The following is a 14,265-nucleotide window of genomic DNA, read 5'->3' as shown; positions in this document are numbered from 1 at the left end:
TCGGCGGCATCCGGCCTTCCGGGCCGCGCCGCCGTCACGCCAAGCACGGAACCCGCTCATGGATATGCCCGAAACCCCGACGCCCAGCCGCCTGCAGCAGTCCTTCGTGCAGCTGCGCGGCGACCTGCAGCAATGCATCATCGGCCAGCCGCACCTGATCGACTGCCTGCTGGTGGCCCTGCTCGCCGATGGCCACCTGCTGGTCGAGGGCGCGCCGGGCCTGGCCAAGACCACCGCGGTGAAGGCGCTGGCGGCGCGCATCGAGGCGGACTTTCACCGCGTGCAGTTCACCCCCGACCTGCTGCCGGCCGACCTCACCGGCACCGACGTGTTCCGCCCGCAATCCGGCAGCTTCGAGTTCGAGCGCGGCCCGCTGTTCCACAACATCATCCTCGCCGACGAGATCAACCGCGCGCCGGCCAAGGTGCAGTCGGCGCTGCTGGAGGCGATGGCCGAGCAGCAGATCACCGTCGGCCGCCGCACCTGGCAGCTGCCCGAACTGTTCATGGTGATGGCGACGCAGAACCCGATCGAGCAGGAGGGCACCTTCACCCTGCCGGAGGCCCAGCTCGACCGTTTCCTGATGCACGTGACGATCGGCTATCCGGATGCCGTCGCCGAACTGGCGATCCTCAAGCTCGCGCGCGAGCAGGCCAATCGTCGCGCCCATCCGGTCGCCGCCCCGCCGGCGTTGCTCAGCCAGGCCGACGTGTTCGCCGCGCGCGATGCGGCGATGGCAGTGCACATGGCGCCGGCGCTGGAGGAATACCTGACCCAACTGGTGCTGGCCACCCGCGACGCGGGCCGCTACGGCCCGGAGCTGAAGCGCTGGATCGCCTGGGGCGGCAGCCCGCGCGCCACCATCGCGCTGGACCGCTGTTCGCGCGCGCAGGCGTGGCTGGCCGGCCGCGATTACGTATTGCCGGAAGACGTGCACGCGATCGCCCACGAGGTGCTGCGCCATCGCGTGCTGCTCAGCTACGAGGCGGAAGCCGAAGGCGTGCGCCCGGACCAGGTGATCGAGCGCCTGCTGGATCTCGTGCCGCTGCCGTGAACGCCGTCGTGTCACATCGTGCGGACGGTGACGGCCGCAGCCGGGTCGCGCTGGCCGAGCTGATCGCGCTGCGCGCGCGGGTCGGCCGTGCGCGCCTGGCGCCGCTGCTCAGCCGCACCGCGCGCAGCGGCCAGCAGTCCAGCCGTCTGTACGGTCGCGGCATGGACTACGCGGAATCGCGCGTCTACCAGGCCGGCGACGACGTGCGCCGGCTCGACTGGCGGCTCACTGCGCGCAGCGGCAAACTGCACACCAAGCTGTTCCAGGAAGACCGCGAAGGCTGCCTGCTGATCCTGCTCGACACCCATGCCAGCATGCGCTTCGGCACCCGCGTGCGCTTCAAGTCGGTGCAGGCGGCGCGCGCCGCCGCCGCCGCCGCGTGGTATGCGGTGCGCGCCGGTGAGCGGGTCGGGGTGATGGCGTTCGGCCACGCCGACCAGTTGCTGCGGCCGCAGGCCGGGCCGCGCGGTGCGCTGGCGGTGTGCGGCGCGCTGGCCGAATGGGGCGCGCAGCCGGTGTCCGATCGGGTCGAGCCGCTGTCCGATGCGCTGGCCCGCGCTGGTCGCGTGCTGCACGGCGCCAGCCGCGTGCTGCTGGTCAGCGATGGCTTCAGCGCCGACACCGCCGCACGGCAGCGCCTGCTCGACCTGGGCCGGCATGCCGGGATCAGCGTGCTGGTGGTGGCCGATGCGCTGGAACTGGCGCCGGCGCCGCCCGGACGCTATCCGCTGGAACACGCCGGTGAGCGCTGCGAAGTGCTGCTGCAGTCCGAGCGCCAGCGCGGCGATTTCCAGCGTGCGCTGGGCGTGGGCGCGGCGCGACTGGGCGAACTGGCGCAATCGCTGCGCCTGCGCTGGAACAGCATCGACACCACCGCCGATGCGTTCGAGGCGGTCAGCGGCCTGCTCGGCGCGAGGAAATCGGCACGATGAACGTGCCCCCTCCCGCGGCATCGTCCGGCCCCGACTTGCGCGATATCCACCTGCCGCCCGAGCCGCCCTGGTGGCCGCCTGCGTTGGGCTGGTGGCTGCTCACCATACTGGCGCTGGCGTTGCTGCTGGCCGGTATCTGGTGGTGGCGCCGATACCGCCGCGCGCTGCGTCAGCGCCGGCAGGTGTTGCGGGAACTCGATCGGCTCGCGCAGCAGCACCAGCGCGACGGCGATGCAGCAGCGCTGGCGGGTGGGCTGCACCAACTGCTGCGTCGGGTGGCGCGCCGGCACGATGCGCTGGCAGTGCAGCAACGCGGCGACGCCTGGCGGCAAACGCTGGCGCGGGTGCCGGTCGACGTCGCCACGCTGGAGCGGCTGCTGGCGCTGGACCAACAGATCTATCGGCCGCCCACTGCGTTCGATCACGCGGTCGCGATCGCCGCCGTGCGCCGCTGGCTGCAGCTGGCGTTGAAGCCCGCGGCGTGGAAGCCGGCCGCGACGGAGCGCGCCGATGCCTGAATTCGCCTGGCCCTGGGTGATCGTGTTGCTGCCGCTGCCGTGGCTGCTGCGCCGCTGGCTGCGTCCGGCGGCGCCGGGGCAGGCGCTGCACCTGCCGCAGCCGGGTGTGCGATTGGCGACGGTCGCCGGCCACCGCGCGCGCGGTGCCACGCCGTGGCTGCTGGCGCTGGCCTGGCTGTGCTTGCTGGCCGCGGCGGCGCGGCCGCAATGGGTGGGGCCGGCGCAGGCGCAGCAGCGCAGTGGCCGCGCGTTGATGCTGGCGGTGGACCTGTCCGGCAGCATGCGTACCGGCGACATGCAGCTGGCGGGCCAGCCAGTGAGCCGCTTCGGCGCGGTGGAGGCGATCGCCGGCGATTTCATCAGCCGCCGCAGCGGCGACCAGATGGGCTTGATCCTGTTCGGCAGCCAGGCCTTCCTGGTGACGCCGCTGACCTACGACCTCAGCGCGGTGCGCGCGCAGCTGCAGGGCGCGGCGGTGGGCCTGGCCGGCACCGAGACGGCGATCGGCGACGCCATCGCGGTGGCAGTGAAGCGGCTGGCCGCGCTGCCCGAGCAGGCGCGCGTGCTGGTGCTGCTCACCGACGGCGTCAACAACGCCGGCAGCATCGCGCCACGCGACGCGGCACGCGCGGCGAAGGCCGCCGGCGTGCGCATCTACACCATCGGCATCGGCGCCACGCGCATGCGCATTCCCGGTTTCTTCGGCAGTCAGCTGGTCAACCCCTCGGCCGACCTCGATGCGGACATGCTCACTGACATCGCCACGCAGACCGGCGGGCGCTTCTTTCGCGCCACCGACAGCGGCCAGCTGGCCGATGCGTATCGCGCGATCGACGCGCTGGAACCGATGCCGCAGCACGGCCCCAGCTTACGTCCGCGGCACGAACTGTTCCGCTGGCCGCTGCTGGCCGCGGTCGCGTTGCTGTTGCTGGTGATCGTGCCGCGCCGTTTCGCGCGCGCTCGGGAGTTGCCGGCATGAACGAACTGCTGCAGCAGTTCCATTTCCTGCGGCCGTGGTGGCTGGCCGCGCTGCTGCTGTTGCCGCTGCTGGGCTGGTTCGGCGTGCGCCGCAACGTGGCTCAGGTGGAACTGTCGCGGCTGGTCGACGCCGAACTGCTGCCGCACCTGCTGTACGGGCGCGCCGGCAACCGCAGCTTGCCGTTGTGGCTGTTCGCGCTGGGCTGGATATTGTGCGCGCTGGCCCTGGCCGGGCCGACCTGGAGCCGCGTGGAGCAGCCGCTGTACGCCAGCCGCGCCGCGCAGGTGGTGGCGATCTCGTTGTCGCAGCACATGCTGGCGCGCGACGTGGCGCCAAGCCGGCTCGACCGCGCGCGCTACAAGGCGCGCGACCTGTTGCACGCCAACCAGGACGGCCTCAACGCGCTGATCGGCTATGCCGGCGAGGCGTTCGTGGTGGCGCCGCTGACCTCCGATGCGCATAGCCTCGACGACCTGCTCGCGGCGATGGCGCCGGACACCATGCCGGTGGACGGCGACAACGCGGCCGCGGCGATCGAACGCGGCGTGGCGCTGATCCAGGACGCCAAGGCTGGCGGCGGTTCGCTGGTACTGATCACCGACCAGGTCGAGGTAACCGCCACGGCCGCCGCGCGCAAGGCGGATGCAGCGGGTGTGCGGGTCTCGGTGCTTGGCGTGGGCACGCCGCAGGGCGGCCCGGTGCCGCTGTCCGACGGCGGCTTCCTGCGCGACGCGCAGGGCGGCATGCTGCTGGCCCGTCGCGACGATGCCGCGTTGGCGGCGCTGGCCGCGGCCGGCGGCGGCCATTACGTGGCGATGGGCGCGGACCAGCGCGACGTCGACGCGCTGCATGCGCAACTGCAAAGCACCAGGGCGACGCTGGCAGACGGCCAGCACGGCGACCAATGGCAGGACCGCGGTGCGTGGCTGCTGCTGCCGCTGCTGCCGCTGGCGGCGCTGGCGTTCCGCCGCGGCTGGCTGCTGGTGCTGCCGCTGGCCGTATTGCCGCTGTGGCCGGGCACGGCCGCGGCGACGAGCTGGCACGACCTGTGGCGGCGCCCCGACCAACAGGCCGCGCAGGCCTTGCGCGCGGGCGATGCGAAGCGGGCGCAGCAGCTCGCGCGCGATCCGGCCTGGCGCGGCGCGGCGGCGTATCGCGCCGGCGACTACGCCGCTGCGGCGCAGGCGCTGCCGCAGGCGCCCGGCAGCGACGCGGCGTACAACCTCGGCAACACGCTGGCGAAGCAGGGCGAATATCAGCAGGCGCTCGCGGCCTATGACCGTGCACTGAAACTCGATCCGGCGAACGCCGACGCCAAGGCGAACCGCCAGGCGGTCGAGGACTGGCTGCGCCGCCAGCAACAGCAGCCGTCGGACCAGAAGGAACACGAAGGCCACGGCGGCAAGCAGAACCAGTCGTCGCAGGGCGAGCAGGGCAAGAGCGGCAAACAGGATGCGAAGGACTCGGCGTCCGCGCCGGACAACGCCGGGCCTTCAGGTCAGCCAGGCCAGAACGGCAAGTCGCAAGAACAGGACCCGTCCGGCAAGGACGCATCGCAGCAGGGCAAGTCCGGGCAGGGCGGCGCCGCTCTGCCCAAACCGCAGAGCGCGCAGCAGCAGGCCGAGCAGAAGGCGCAAGCGGAACAGGCGCAGCAGGCCCTGAAGCAGCAGATGGACGCCGAGTTGGCGAAGCCGGGCGACGATAAGGCCGGGCACCAGCTCGGTACGCTGGCCAAGGACGACCCGCAGGCGAAACTGCCGGCCGACCTGCGCCATGCCCTGCAGCGCGTGCCGGACGATCCCGGCGCGCTGCTGCGGCGCAAGTTCGAACTGGAATACCAGCAGCGCCACGGCGGCGCGCCGAGCGAGGATCAACAGCCGTGAAGTTCCGACATGTCGTGCATGGGTGCCTGCTGATGCTGGCGCTGGTTCCGGCGCTGGCCGGTGCCGCCGAGGTGACCGCCACGCTGGATCGCGACCACGTGCAACTGGGCGAGACAGTGACGCTGAACGTGCGCGTGCAGGGCGACACCGGCGCCGCGGCGCCCGATCTGCGCGCGCTGAACCAGGACTTCCAGCTGCTCGGTACCTCACAGAACAACAGCCTCAGCGTGGTCAACGGCCGGGCCAGCGCCGAGCTGACCTTCGGCGTGGCGTTGCGGCCGCGCCACGTCGGCGTGCTGCAGATTCCCGCGCTCAGCGTGGCCGGCAGCCGCACGGCGCCGCTGCAACTCACCGTGACCGCCCCAGACTCGACCGCGGCGGTCGCCACCCAGCGCGACGTCTTCATGGAATCGCAGGTCGAGCCGGCGCATGGCTACGTCGGCCAGCAGCTGACCTACGTGGTGCGCCTGTACTACGCCAACCGCATCGGCGGCGACGCACCGTCACCGCCGCAGGTCGATGGCGTGGAAGTCAGCGCGCTCGGCAAGGGCCTGAACTACGACGCCGAGCGCGGCGGCCGTACCTATCACGTGCTGGAGCAACGCTACGCGCTGATCCCGCAGCACGCCGGCAAGGTCGAGATTCCGCCGGTGGATTTCCAGGGCGAGGCCGCCGACCCGCGCGATCCCAATAGCTTTTTCGGCGCCACCGTGCCGGTCAGCGCCAGCGCGCCCGCACAGACGATCGAGGTGAAACCGGCACCGGCCGACTGGGGCGGTAGCGCATGGCTGCCCGCGCGCCAGCTGAGCCTGAGCCTGGACGGCTGGCCGACCGCGCAGAGCGCGTCGCCGCGGGTCGGCCAGCCGCTCAACCTGACCATGAACCTGCAGGCCAGCGGGCTGTCGTACGAAGCGCTGCCGGCGCTGAGCCTGCCGCCGCTGGACGGCGCTACGGTGTATCCGGACAAGCCGGTCACCGGCAACCGCCAGGACGGCCAGTGGGTCATCGGCCGGCGCCAGCAGTCGTTCGCCATCGTGCCTGAACACGCCGGCATGCTGACCATTCCCGCCACCACGCTGAAGTGGTGGAACGTGCTGACCGACAAGGTGGAAGTAGCGCAGATCCCCGCGCACAGCATCAGCGTACTGCCGGCGATCGGTGCGGCTGCTGCCGCCGCGCCGTCCGCACCAGTCGAAGCGGTGGGCAGCGCCGCCGCCACACCCAGCCCGGTGGCGCCCGCCACCATGCCATGGCGCCGGATCGCGCTGGCCAGCCTCGGCCTATGGCTGCTCAGCGTGCTGGCCTGGTGGCTGTGGCAGCGCCGCCGGCGCGCCTCGCCGGTGACGCCGCCGGCCGCAGCGCGCACTTCGGCGCGCAACGGCCAGCTGGCCTTCCTCGCCGCGGCGCGCGGCAGCGATGCGGCCGCGCAAGTACGCACCCTGCTGGCCTGGGCGCGCGCGGAACGGCCGGCGATCCAGCACCTGGGCGAGTTGTCGGCGGCGCTGGACGACGCCGCGCAGCGCACTGCGATCGAAACCCTGCAGCAGCGCCACTACGCTGCCGCGCCGTCACCCGATGCCGGCGTGAACCTGGCCGAAGCGTTCAAGCGCGGCTTCGCCTGGCGTGCCGTCGTTGCCGGCGAGGACTCCGGGCTGGCGCCGCTATACCCATTCAAGCTGCACTGAGAGGTTGTGATTTTTTCAACCTCTCAAACCGGCCACAGTCCGCCGTTTTCCGCACGCATGGCCACGAGGCAAGGAGCAAAGCGCTGTAGGGCGGGCACGGCCCGCCGGCTTTTGCCGGTGCGGCCGAGGGCGGCAGACAGGTTTTCCACCGGGCAGGTGCAGATCGGCGGGCGGTGCCCGCCCTACACCGTCAGCGCGTGCTGGAACACCGCGCGCATGCCTTCGCTGAAGCAGCACAGCGTCACTTCGATGTCGTCCGCGGCGGCCAGCTCGTCGCGCAGCGTGGCCACCGCCACTGCAGCAGCCTGCGCGGCGGGGTAGCCGTAGACGCCGCAGCTGATCGCCGGGAATGCGATGGTGCGCAGTTGTTGCCCACGCAGCAGGTGCAGCACGTTGCGGTGGCAGCGCGCCAGCAGCTCGGCTTCGCCGTCGTCGCCGCCACGCCAGACCGGCCCGACCGTGTGGATCACCCAGCGCGCGGGCAGCGCGAAGCCGGGCGTGATGCGCGCCTCGCCGGTGGGGCAGCGTACGCCGGGAGCGATCTCCGGCAGCGCACGGCAGGCCTTGAACAGGGCCGGGCCGGCGGCGCGGTGGATCGCGCCATCCACCCCGCCGCCGCCGAGCAGGCTGGGGTTGGCCGCGTTGACGATGGCGTCCAGCGCCAGGCGGGTGATGTCGGCATGGATGACTTTGATGGGCATGGGGCGGCGGCTTACCTTATGCTTCGGACAGGCATTGGCGCGGCGGAGCGGCAACGGACCATGGCGAAAACGGAAGACCTCTCCTTCGGCTACCTGCTCAGCGACGTGACCTTGCTGTTCCGCAAGCATTTCGACCGGCGCGCGGTGAAATTCGGCTTGACCCGCGCGCAGTGGCGCGCCACCAAGGTGTTGTACCACCGCGAGGGCCTGCGGCAAACCGAGCTGGCCGAATTCCTGGAAATGGAGCCGATCGCGGTGGGCCGGGTGATCGACCGGCTGCAGGCGGCCGGCTTCGTCGAGCGCCGGCCGGACCCGAAGGACCGCCGCGCCTGGCGGCTGTACGTCACCGAGCAGGCGCGGGTGATCGTAGGCGACATGGAACTGATCGCGCGCGAGCTGCGCAAGGACGCCACCCGCGGCATCGACCACGACGAGCTGCAGCAGGCGTTGGCGGTGATCGGCCGGATCAAGGACAACCTGCAGGCGCTGGAGCAGGGCGAGCCGGGCACGCCGTGATCCGTGCCTGCGGCACTGGCCAGTGCCATTGGTCGCGGTCTCTCGTGAGCCGATCCGCGGTGTAGTGGGGACCGGCGTGGTGCGGGACGGGTCAACCCGGAGCCAGTGCATGCGTTGTCGTGAGCTTGGCGCATAGTCGTCGGCCCTGCGGTTCCCAGCCGCACCCGCATCGCCACCGCGCGTGGCGCGAAGATCGAGAAGCCTCGCGCATGTCCTGGAAAAAAAATCGCCCTCGTCGTGGTTGCCTTGCTGGCGGTCGCGCTGGTCGTGCGCTTCGGACGCGGCGGCGGTGACAGCGCCGAGCAGGCTGCCAGGACGCTGGCGGCGGTGCCGGTCGAGGCGGTCAGCGCCACCTTGCAGAGCGACCGCGCCGCGCAGGAACTGGCGCAGACCCAGCTCGACTATGCGCGCATCGTCGCCCCGTTCGACGGCATCGCCGGCGCGCCGCTGGTGTGGCCGGGCACGCAGATCAGCACCGACAGCACCAACCTCGTGGTGCTCAACCAGGTCGAGCCGGTGCGCGTGGCGTTCAACATCCCCGAGGACAGCCTGCCCGCCGTGCGCGCCGCGCTGATCAGTGGCGCGCTCGCCGTACAGGTGACCGTCTCCGGCGACCAGGCACGCCGCTGGCCGGTACGCTGGAATTCGTCGACAACGCGGTTGACGCCACCACCGGCACCATCGTGCTGAAGGCGCGCTTCGACAATGGCGAACACCCGCTCACCCCGGGCCAGTTCGTGCGGGTGATGCCGCCCACCACGCGCCTGGCCGGCGTGGTCAGCATGCCGGTGCAGGCGCTGCAAAGTTCCAGCAGCGGCAGCTTCGTGTTCGTGCTCGGTACCGATGGCAAGGTGCAGCAGCGCTACGTCACGCCCGGCCCGACCAGCGCCGGGCGCGCGGTGATCGACAAGGGCCTCAAGGCTGGCGAGCAGGTGGTCACCGAGGGCCAGATGCTGCTGGTCGACGGCAGCGCTGCCACCGTCAAGCGGAGCTGATCGGATGAACATCCCCGAGCTCTGCATCCGCCGCCCGGTGATGACCCTGCTGCTGATGACGGCGCTGCTGGTGTTCGTGATCTACCCGTTCCTCGGCAACCTGTCCGCCACGCTGATCCCGGCGGTGCGCCGCCGATCTCGGTGCTCGGCACGTTCGGCGTGATATACGCGCGCAGTACCAGTACACGCTGCAGTCGGTGAACCTCGACCAGTTGTACGAGTGGAGCGGCAAGGTGACCCGTGCATTCGCCGCGCTGCCGGGCTTCGAGCACGTCGCCAACGCCTCGCTCGACCTGTTCGCCTCCGTCGGCATCGTGATGCTGATCGGCATCGTCAAGAAGAACGCGATCATGCTGATCGACTTCGCGCTGGAGCGGCAGCGCGAGGAAGGTATGGCGCCGGCGCAGGCCGTCGCCGACGCCTGCCGCGTGCGCTTCCGCCCGATCGTGATGACCACCATGGCGGCGATGGCCGGTACGCTGCCGATCGCGTTGGGGCTCGGCGCCGGCGCCGAGGTACGCCGCTCGCTGGGTCTGGCGGTGGTCGGCAGCCTGCTGTTCTCGCAGGTGCTCACGCTGTACCTGACGCCGGTGATCTATCTGTGAATGGACCAGCTGCGGCGGCGCTTCCGGCGCGCGAGCCTGCCCGCGCGGGCGGCGTAGCTTGCGATATCCAGCCGCGCGCAACTAGGCTGAGCGCTCCGTCATCGAGGGAGCGGATATGCGCAGCCCGAGCACGATCGCCATCGTATTCGCCGCCGCCAGCGTGGTCGCCTGCGTCCATGCCGGCACCCCCGCGTCGATGGATGCCGCCGCACTGCAGGCCTGGGCCGGCAAGCCGTGGGACAAGGCCACGCTGATGCATACCACGGTGGATGTGGGCCGCTATCGCGGCGTGCCGGTGATTGCCGAACACCCCTGTTCGGACGTCTGCCCGCAGTACACCGTGCGCATCATCCACTACCAGCTGCCGCCGGAGGCCTTGTGCGCCAGCGTGGGCGGCGTCGAGAAGGAAGTGCTGGTGCCGATCGCGATCACCGTGATGCCGAAGACGTTTTGCATACCCGAGCCGCTGGTGGCCTCGGGGGCGTACTACGCGAAGTAAGCGGTGCTTTGCTCCTCCCCCTGCTGCGCATGGGGAGGTTGGGAGGGGGTCGCTTTTGATCTTGGGTCCTGTCTGAAGAGTGACCCCACCCCGGCCCTCCCCTGCAACGCAGGGGAGGGAGCACCGCTGTTTTTATTCGCCGGCGCCGTCCTTCGCGAAGGCGCCCAACGCGGAGCCGAAATCGCCCTTGGCCTGCGCCGCCATGTACGAGAACGCCGCGTACACCGCCACGTTCTGCGCCAGTTCCTTCGGGTCGATCTTGTCCAGCGTGTCGTTCGGAGTGTGGTGCCAGTCGAAGTACCTGGTGCCGTCCTGGGTCAGCGACAGCGCGGCCATGCCCTTGGCGTGCATCTGCGACAGGTCCGAACCGCCGCCGCCGGGGCGCTCGGTGTCGTAGGCCACGCCGACCGGCTCCAGCACCCTGGCGATCTGCGCGATGGCGTCGCGTGCCGCGGGCTTCACGCTGGCGCTCATGCGCCAGATCGGGCCGGCGCCGAAGTCCGACTCGGTGCCGAGCTGGAACTTCGCCACCTCCTTCGCGTGCTTGTCGGCGTAGGCGCGACCACCCCACAGGCCCATCTCCTCGTTGGCGAACGCGATCACCCGGATGGTGCGGTCGGGGCGCTGCGGCAGCTCGCGGATCAGCTTGCCGGCGGCCATCGCGATGGCCACGCCAGCGCCGTCGTCGATCGCGCCGGTGCCCAGGTCCCACGAGTCGAGGTGGCCGCCGATCGCCACCACCTGGTCGGGGTGCTTGCGACCGGTGATCTCGCCGATCACGTTGGCGCCGGTGTACTCGCCGACCACGCCGCAGTCGAGGTCGAGCTTCAGCGTGACCGGCTTGCCGTAGGCCAGCACGCGGGTGAGCTGGTCGGCGTCGGGGTTGGCCAGCGCGGCGGCGGGGATCGCCTTGGTCGAGTCGCGGAAGCCGGCGACGCCGGTGTGCGGCGCGCGTTCGTGTACGTCGGTGCCGGCCGAGCGCAAGAGATAGCCGGTCGCGCCCTTCTCCGCGGCGAGTACCGGGCCGGCCACGCGTACCGCCGAGCCCATGCCGTAGCCGTGGCCGTCCTTCGCACGCTGCATACGGTAGTCGACGTAGACGATCCGGCCCTTGACGCTGGCCGGGTCGGCCGCCTTCAGCGCGTCGAGGCTGTCGAACCTCACCACCTCGGCGCTCAGCCCGCCCTTCGGCGTGCCGGGCGAATAGCCCAGTGCGGTCAGCGTCAACGGCTGCGGAAACGGCGCCACGATCGCGGCGTGCTCGCTGCGGCGGACCCACAACGGGTACGTCACCGGCTCGGTGTAGACCTTGTCGTAGCCGAGCTCCTTGAACTTCGCCACGGCCCACTCGACCGCGCGGCGGTCGGCCACGCTGCCGGGCAGGCGCGCGCCGACCTCGGTGGTCAGCGACGCGGTGACCTTGTACGCGGTGTCGTCGTGCAGCGCCTGGTCGCGCAGTTGTTCGGCCGTCTTTACGGCCGCGACGGGGATCGTGGTAGCGGCGCTGGCGATGCCGCTGGCCAGCAGGCCGGCGGCAAGCAGGGTGAGGGGGAGACGGCGCATCGGGGAACTCCGCTGGGTAAACCCCGATTATGGCGTGGTCGCCGGTTGCCGCTTAGGCCAGAGGTCATGGGTGGCCGAATGCATTTGTAGGAGCGCACCCTGTGCGCGATGCTCTTCGTCACGTAGCGAAGAGCATCGCGCACAAGGTGCGCTCCCGCGCGAGCTATGGCTTGTTCTTCAGCAGGTCGCGGATCTCGGTCAGCAATACCACGTCGGCCGGCGGCGCGGCGGGCGCTGCTTCCTGCTTGCGGCTGAGCTTGTTGATCGCCTTGACCATCATGAAGATCGCGAAGGCGATGATGATGAACTGGATCAGCGTGTTGATGAAGGCGCCGTACTGGATCGCCACCTCGGCCACCTTGTGCGCCGGGTTGGTGTTGTCGGCCGGCTTGAGCACCCACTTCAGCTGGCTGAAGTCGATGCCACCGGTGAGCCAGCCGATTGGCGGCATGATGATCTGGTCGACCAGGGAGGTGACGATCTTGCCGAACGCACCGCCGATGACCACGCCGACCGCCAGGTCGATCACGTTGCCGCGCATGGCGAAGGCCTTGAACTCGCTGATCATGCTCATGCTGTGTCTACTCCCCTCGGGTTGGGCCGGATGGCGGGACGACTTTAGCGTGCCAACCTAGGCGCGCCCAGATGAAGGCGGCGTGGAAGCGTCAGACGATGCGGCCGTGCAGTTCCGCCACACCCACCAGCTCGGCGTGGAAGCGGTCGCCGCGCTGCAGTGCGGCCACGCCGGCCGGGGTGCCGGTGAACACCAGGTCGCCGGCCTTCAGCTCGAACAGCGTGGACAGCGCCGCCAGGATGTGCGGCACGTCGTGCACCATTTCACCCAGCGTGGCCTGCTGGCGCGGTGCGCCGTTCACGCTGAGCCGCAGCACGGTCTGTGCGTCCACCGTCGCCTCGTTGGCCGGGCGCAGCGCGGAGACCGGGGCGGAGTGGTCGAAGCCCTTGGCCACGTCCCAAGGGTGGCCCTTGGCCTTGGCCTGCGCCTGCAGGTCGCGGCGGGTCAAGTCCAGGCCCACGCCGTAACCCCAGATCAGCGCCGCGGCCTGGTCGGGGCTGAGGTCGCGGCCGCCGGCACCGAGTGCCACCACCATCTCCACCTCGTGGTGCAGGTCGGCGGTGGCCTGCGGGTAGGGCACGTCGGCGCCATCGGCGACCACCGCGTCGGCCGGCTTGCAGAAGAACATCGGCGTGGCCTGGTCCACCGTGGCGCCCATCTCGCGCGCGTGTTCGGCGTAGTTGCGCCCGATGCAGAACACCCGGCGGATCGGGAAGCGCTGGTCGGAGCCGAGGATCGGCAGGCTGGGGACGGCGGGCGGGATGATGGCGTAGTTCATGGCCGCAAGCGTAGCAAAGCCGGGCCGGGCGTGGCGCCGGATGCCGCCCGCCGCGGCGTGTCGATTCGCTGCGTTCCCGTTCGTCGTCTGCAGGGGAGCCGTCCGGTGGCGGATGACAGCTGTCACCGCCGATGGTTGATGCCGTGCTCTGACAGCAATCCGGCATGTCGCCCATGCTGTGCCTCGTCATCTGGAACATGGCCGTTGAAACGGGAGTGGATGTGGACAACGCCGATCTGTTGAAGGAACTGCGCATCGAGCGCCACCAGCGCGAAGACCACGGGCGCAACCCGGGGCGCTGGCGCAGAACGAGCGCGACGCCGCGCGCCAGCGCGAGCTGGCGGCGCAGGGGCTGGTGCCGAAACAGGCGGTCGAACAGGCGTGCACCCTGGCCGACACACGCGCGCCCAGCTCGCCGCGTAACAGAAGCAGGTGGCCGCCGCCGACGCCCAGGCCGCGGTGGCGCAGGTCAACTTCGACTATTGCGCGGTGCGCGCGCCGTTCGACGGCGTGGTCACCACCAAGGACGCGCAGATCGGCGAGATCATCTCGCCGCTGTCCGCCGGCGGCGGCTTCACGCGCACCGGCGTGGGCACTACCGTCGCCACGCGCGCCCGTGAGATCGCCACGCTGCCCGCGATTGGCTTCCGCGGCCCGCCGGTGGTGGTGGCAGTGATGCTGGAGACCATGCTGCTGGCGTTGCTGGGCGGTATCGGCGGTGGCTTGCTGGCCTGGCTGGTATTCAACGGCTACAGCGCCTCGACCCTGGCCCAGGGCGCGGTCGGCACGCTCAGCTTCAAGCTGGCGGTGACCGCGGCGCTGCTGTGGACCGGCCTGAAGTGGGCGCTGGCGATCGGCTTCATCGGCGGCCTGTTCCCCGCCGTGTGCGCCGCGCGGTTGCCGGTCACCACCGCACTGCGCGAGCCGTAATTCCAGCTTGTCGCAGGAGCCCGCTGGCGGGCGATGCCTTCGCTCAAGAGCAT

At 70.9% G+C, this 14,265-nt stretch carries 16 protein-coding genes and 2 pseudogenes; 13 read left to right on the top strand and 5 right to left on the bottom strand.

The features are described 5' to 3' along the window. Positions 1–58: 58 nt before the first annotated feature. Genes AC3WTD_RS06265 through AC3WTD_RS06240 form a run of 6 tightly spaced genes read left to right on the top strand, consistent with a single transcriptional unit; the run spans position 59 to position 7,051 of the window. Positions 59–1,054 carry an AAA family ATPase gene (locus AC3WTD_RS06265; RefSeq protein ID WP_492613256.1) on the top strand — a complete coding sequence of 332 codons (996 nt, stop codon included), beginning with the start codon at positions 59–61 and terminating at the stop codon, positions 1,052–1,054. Continuing rightward, positions 1,051–1,986 (top strand): DUF58 domain-containing protein, encoded by a 936-nt coding sequence (locus AC3WTD_RS06260; RefSeq protein ID WP_492613255.1) that lies wholly within the window; start codon positions 1,051–1,053, stop codon positions 1,984–1,986. The genes AC3WTD_RS06265 and AC3WTD_RS06260 overlap by 4 nt, the downstream gene beginning before the upstream one ends. Continuing rightward, a complete protein-coding gene (locus AC3WTD_RS06255) occupies positions 1,983–2,504 on the top strand; it encodes a DUF4381 family protein (RefSeq protein ID WP_492613254.1) in 522 nt (173 codons plus the stop codon). Before AC3WTD_RS06260 ends, AC3WTD_RS06255 begins: the two co-directional genes overlap by 4 nt. Next, on the top strand, positions 2,497–3,483 hold the full coding sequence (locus AC3WTD_RS06250; RefSeq protein WP_492613253.1) for a VWA domain-containing protein: 987 nt from the start codon (positions 2,497–2,499) through the stop codon (positions 3,481–3,483). The genes AC3WTD_RS06255 and AC3WTD_RS06250 overlap by 8 nt, the downstream gene beginning before the upstream one ends. Then, on the top strand, positions 3,480–5,366 hold the full coding sequence (locus tag AC3WTD_RS06245; protein ID WP_492613252.1) for a tetratricopeptide repeat protein: 1,887 nt from the start codon (positions 3,480–3,482) through the stop codon (positions 5,364–5,366). Before AC3WTD_RS06250 ends, AC3WTD_RS06245 begins: the two co-directional genes overlap by 4 nt. After that, positions 5,363–7,051: a BatD family protein gene (locus AC3WTD_RS06240; RefSeq protein ID WP_492613251.1), complete on the top strand. Its 1,689-nt coding sequence runs from the start codon at positions 5,363–5,365 to the stop codon at positions 7,049–7,051. The genes AC3WTD_RS06245 and AC3WTD_RS06240 overlap by 4 nt, the downstream gene beginning before the upstream one ends. Before the next feature lie 182 nt (positions 7,052–7,233). Here AC3WTD_RS06240 and AC3WTD_RS06235 read toward each other — a convergent pair whose 3' ends face one another. Continuing rightward, positions 7,234–7,752: an O-acetyl-ADP-ribose deacetylase gene (locus tag AC3WTD_RS06235; RefSeq protein WP_492613250.1), complete on the bottom strand. Its 519-nt coding sequence runs from the start codon at positions 7,750–7,752 to the stop codon at positions 7,234–7,236. Between the two features lie 60 nt (positions 7,753–7,812). Between AC3WTD_RS06235 and AC3WTD_RS06230 the strand changes: the two genes are divergently transcribed. The 6 genes and pseudogenes from AC3WTD_RS06230 (at position 7,813) to AC3WTD_RS06205 (ending at position 10,367) form a co-directional block, all read left to right on the top strand. Next, complete coding sequence (locus tag AC3WTD_RS06230; protein WP_027492865.1) at positions 7,813–8,268, top strand: MarR family winged helix-turn-helix transcriptional regulator; 456 nt, start codon at positions 7,813–7,815, stop codon at positions 8,266–8,268. A 237-nt stretch (positions 8,269–8,505) separates the two neighbouring features. Further along, positions 8,506–8,958, top strand: a complete 453-nt coding sequence (locus AC3WTD_RS06225) for a hypothetical protein (protein WP_492613249.1) — start codon at positions 8,506–8,508, stop codon at positions 8,956–8,958. Next, positions 8,895–9,263: an efflux RND transporter periplasmic adaptor subunit gene (locus tag AC3WTD_RS06220; protein ID WP_492613304.1), complete on the top strand. Its 369-nt coding sequence runs from the start codon at positions 8,895–8,897 to the stop codon at positions 9,261–9,263. Before AC3WTD_RS06225 ends, AC3WTD_RS06220 begins: the two co-directional genes overlap by 64 nt. Positions 9,264–9,267: 4 nt before the next feature. Further along, positions 9,268–9,426: a hypothetical protein gene (locus AC3WTD_RS06215; protein WP_185754641.1), complete on the top strand. Its 159-nt coding sequence runs from the start codon at positions 9,268–9,270 to the stop codon at positions 9,424–9,426. Positions 9,427–9,535: 109 nt separating this feature from the next. Next, a pseudogene (locus AC3WTD_RS06210) lies at positions 9,536–9,868 on the top strand (efflux RND transporter permease subunit); the annotation flags it as partial. A gap of 115 nt (positions 9,869–9,983) precedes the next feature. Further along, positions 9,984–10,367 (top strand): hypothetical protein, encoded by a 384-nt coding sequence (locus tag AC3WTD_RS06205; protein WP_492613248.1) that lies wholly within the window; start codon positions 9,984–9,986, stop codon positions 10,365–10,367. 132 nt (positions 10,368–10,499) lie between these two features. Here AC3WTD_RS06205 and AC3WTD_RS06200 read toward each other — a convergent pair whose 3' ends face one another. The 4 genes from AC3WTD_RS06200 to AC3WTD_RS06185 all read right to left on the bottom strand — a co-directional run bounded on the left by AC3WTD_RS06200 (position 10,500) and on the right by AC3WTD_RS06185 (position 13,563). Then, positions 10,500–11,930: a M20/M25/M40 family metallo-hydrolase gene (locus tag AC3WTD_RS06200; protein ID WP_492613247.1), complete on the bottom strand. Its 1,431-nt coding sequence runs from the start codon at positions 11,928–11,930 to the stop codon at positions 10,500–10,502. 163 nt (positions 11,931–12,093) lie between these two features. Then, complete coding sequence (mscL, locus tag AC3WTD_RS06195) at positions 12,094–12,504, bottom strand: large-conductance mechanosensitive channel protein MscL (RefSeq protein ID WP_027493210.1); 411 nt, start codon at positions 12,502–12,504, stop codon at positions 12,094–12,096. 91 nt (positions 12,505–12,595) lie between these two features. After that, positions 12,596–13,282, bottom strand: coding sequence for a fumarylacetoacetate hydrolase family protein (locus AC3WTD_RS06190; RefSeq protein ID WP_492613246.1), 687 nt, complete (start codon positions 13,280–13,282; stop codon positions 12,596–12,598). A 122-nt stretch (positions 13,283–13,404) separates the two neighbouring features. Then, positions 13,405–13,563 (bottom strand): hypothetical protein, encoded by a 159-nt coding sequence (locus AC3WTD_RS06185; protein ID WP_185754665.1) that lies wholly within the window; start codon positions 13,561–13,563, stop codon positions 13,405–13,407. Between the two features lie 319 nt (positions 13,564–13,882). Here AC3WTD_RS06185 and AC3WTD_RS06180 point away from each other — a divergent pair. Next, positions 13,883–14,212 (top strand): annotated as a pseudogene (locus AC3WTD_RS06180) (ABC transporter permease family protein); the annotation flags it as partial. Positions 14,213–14,265 lie beyond the last annotated feature (53 nt).

Source organism: Rhodanobacter sp. FW106-PBR-R2A-1-15 (genome assembly GCF_058789735.1).
Note: the sequence above shows the minus strand (reverse complement) of the source record. Positions and strands in the feature narration are given on the sequence as shown.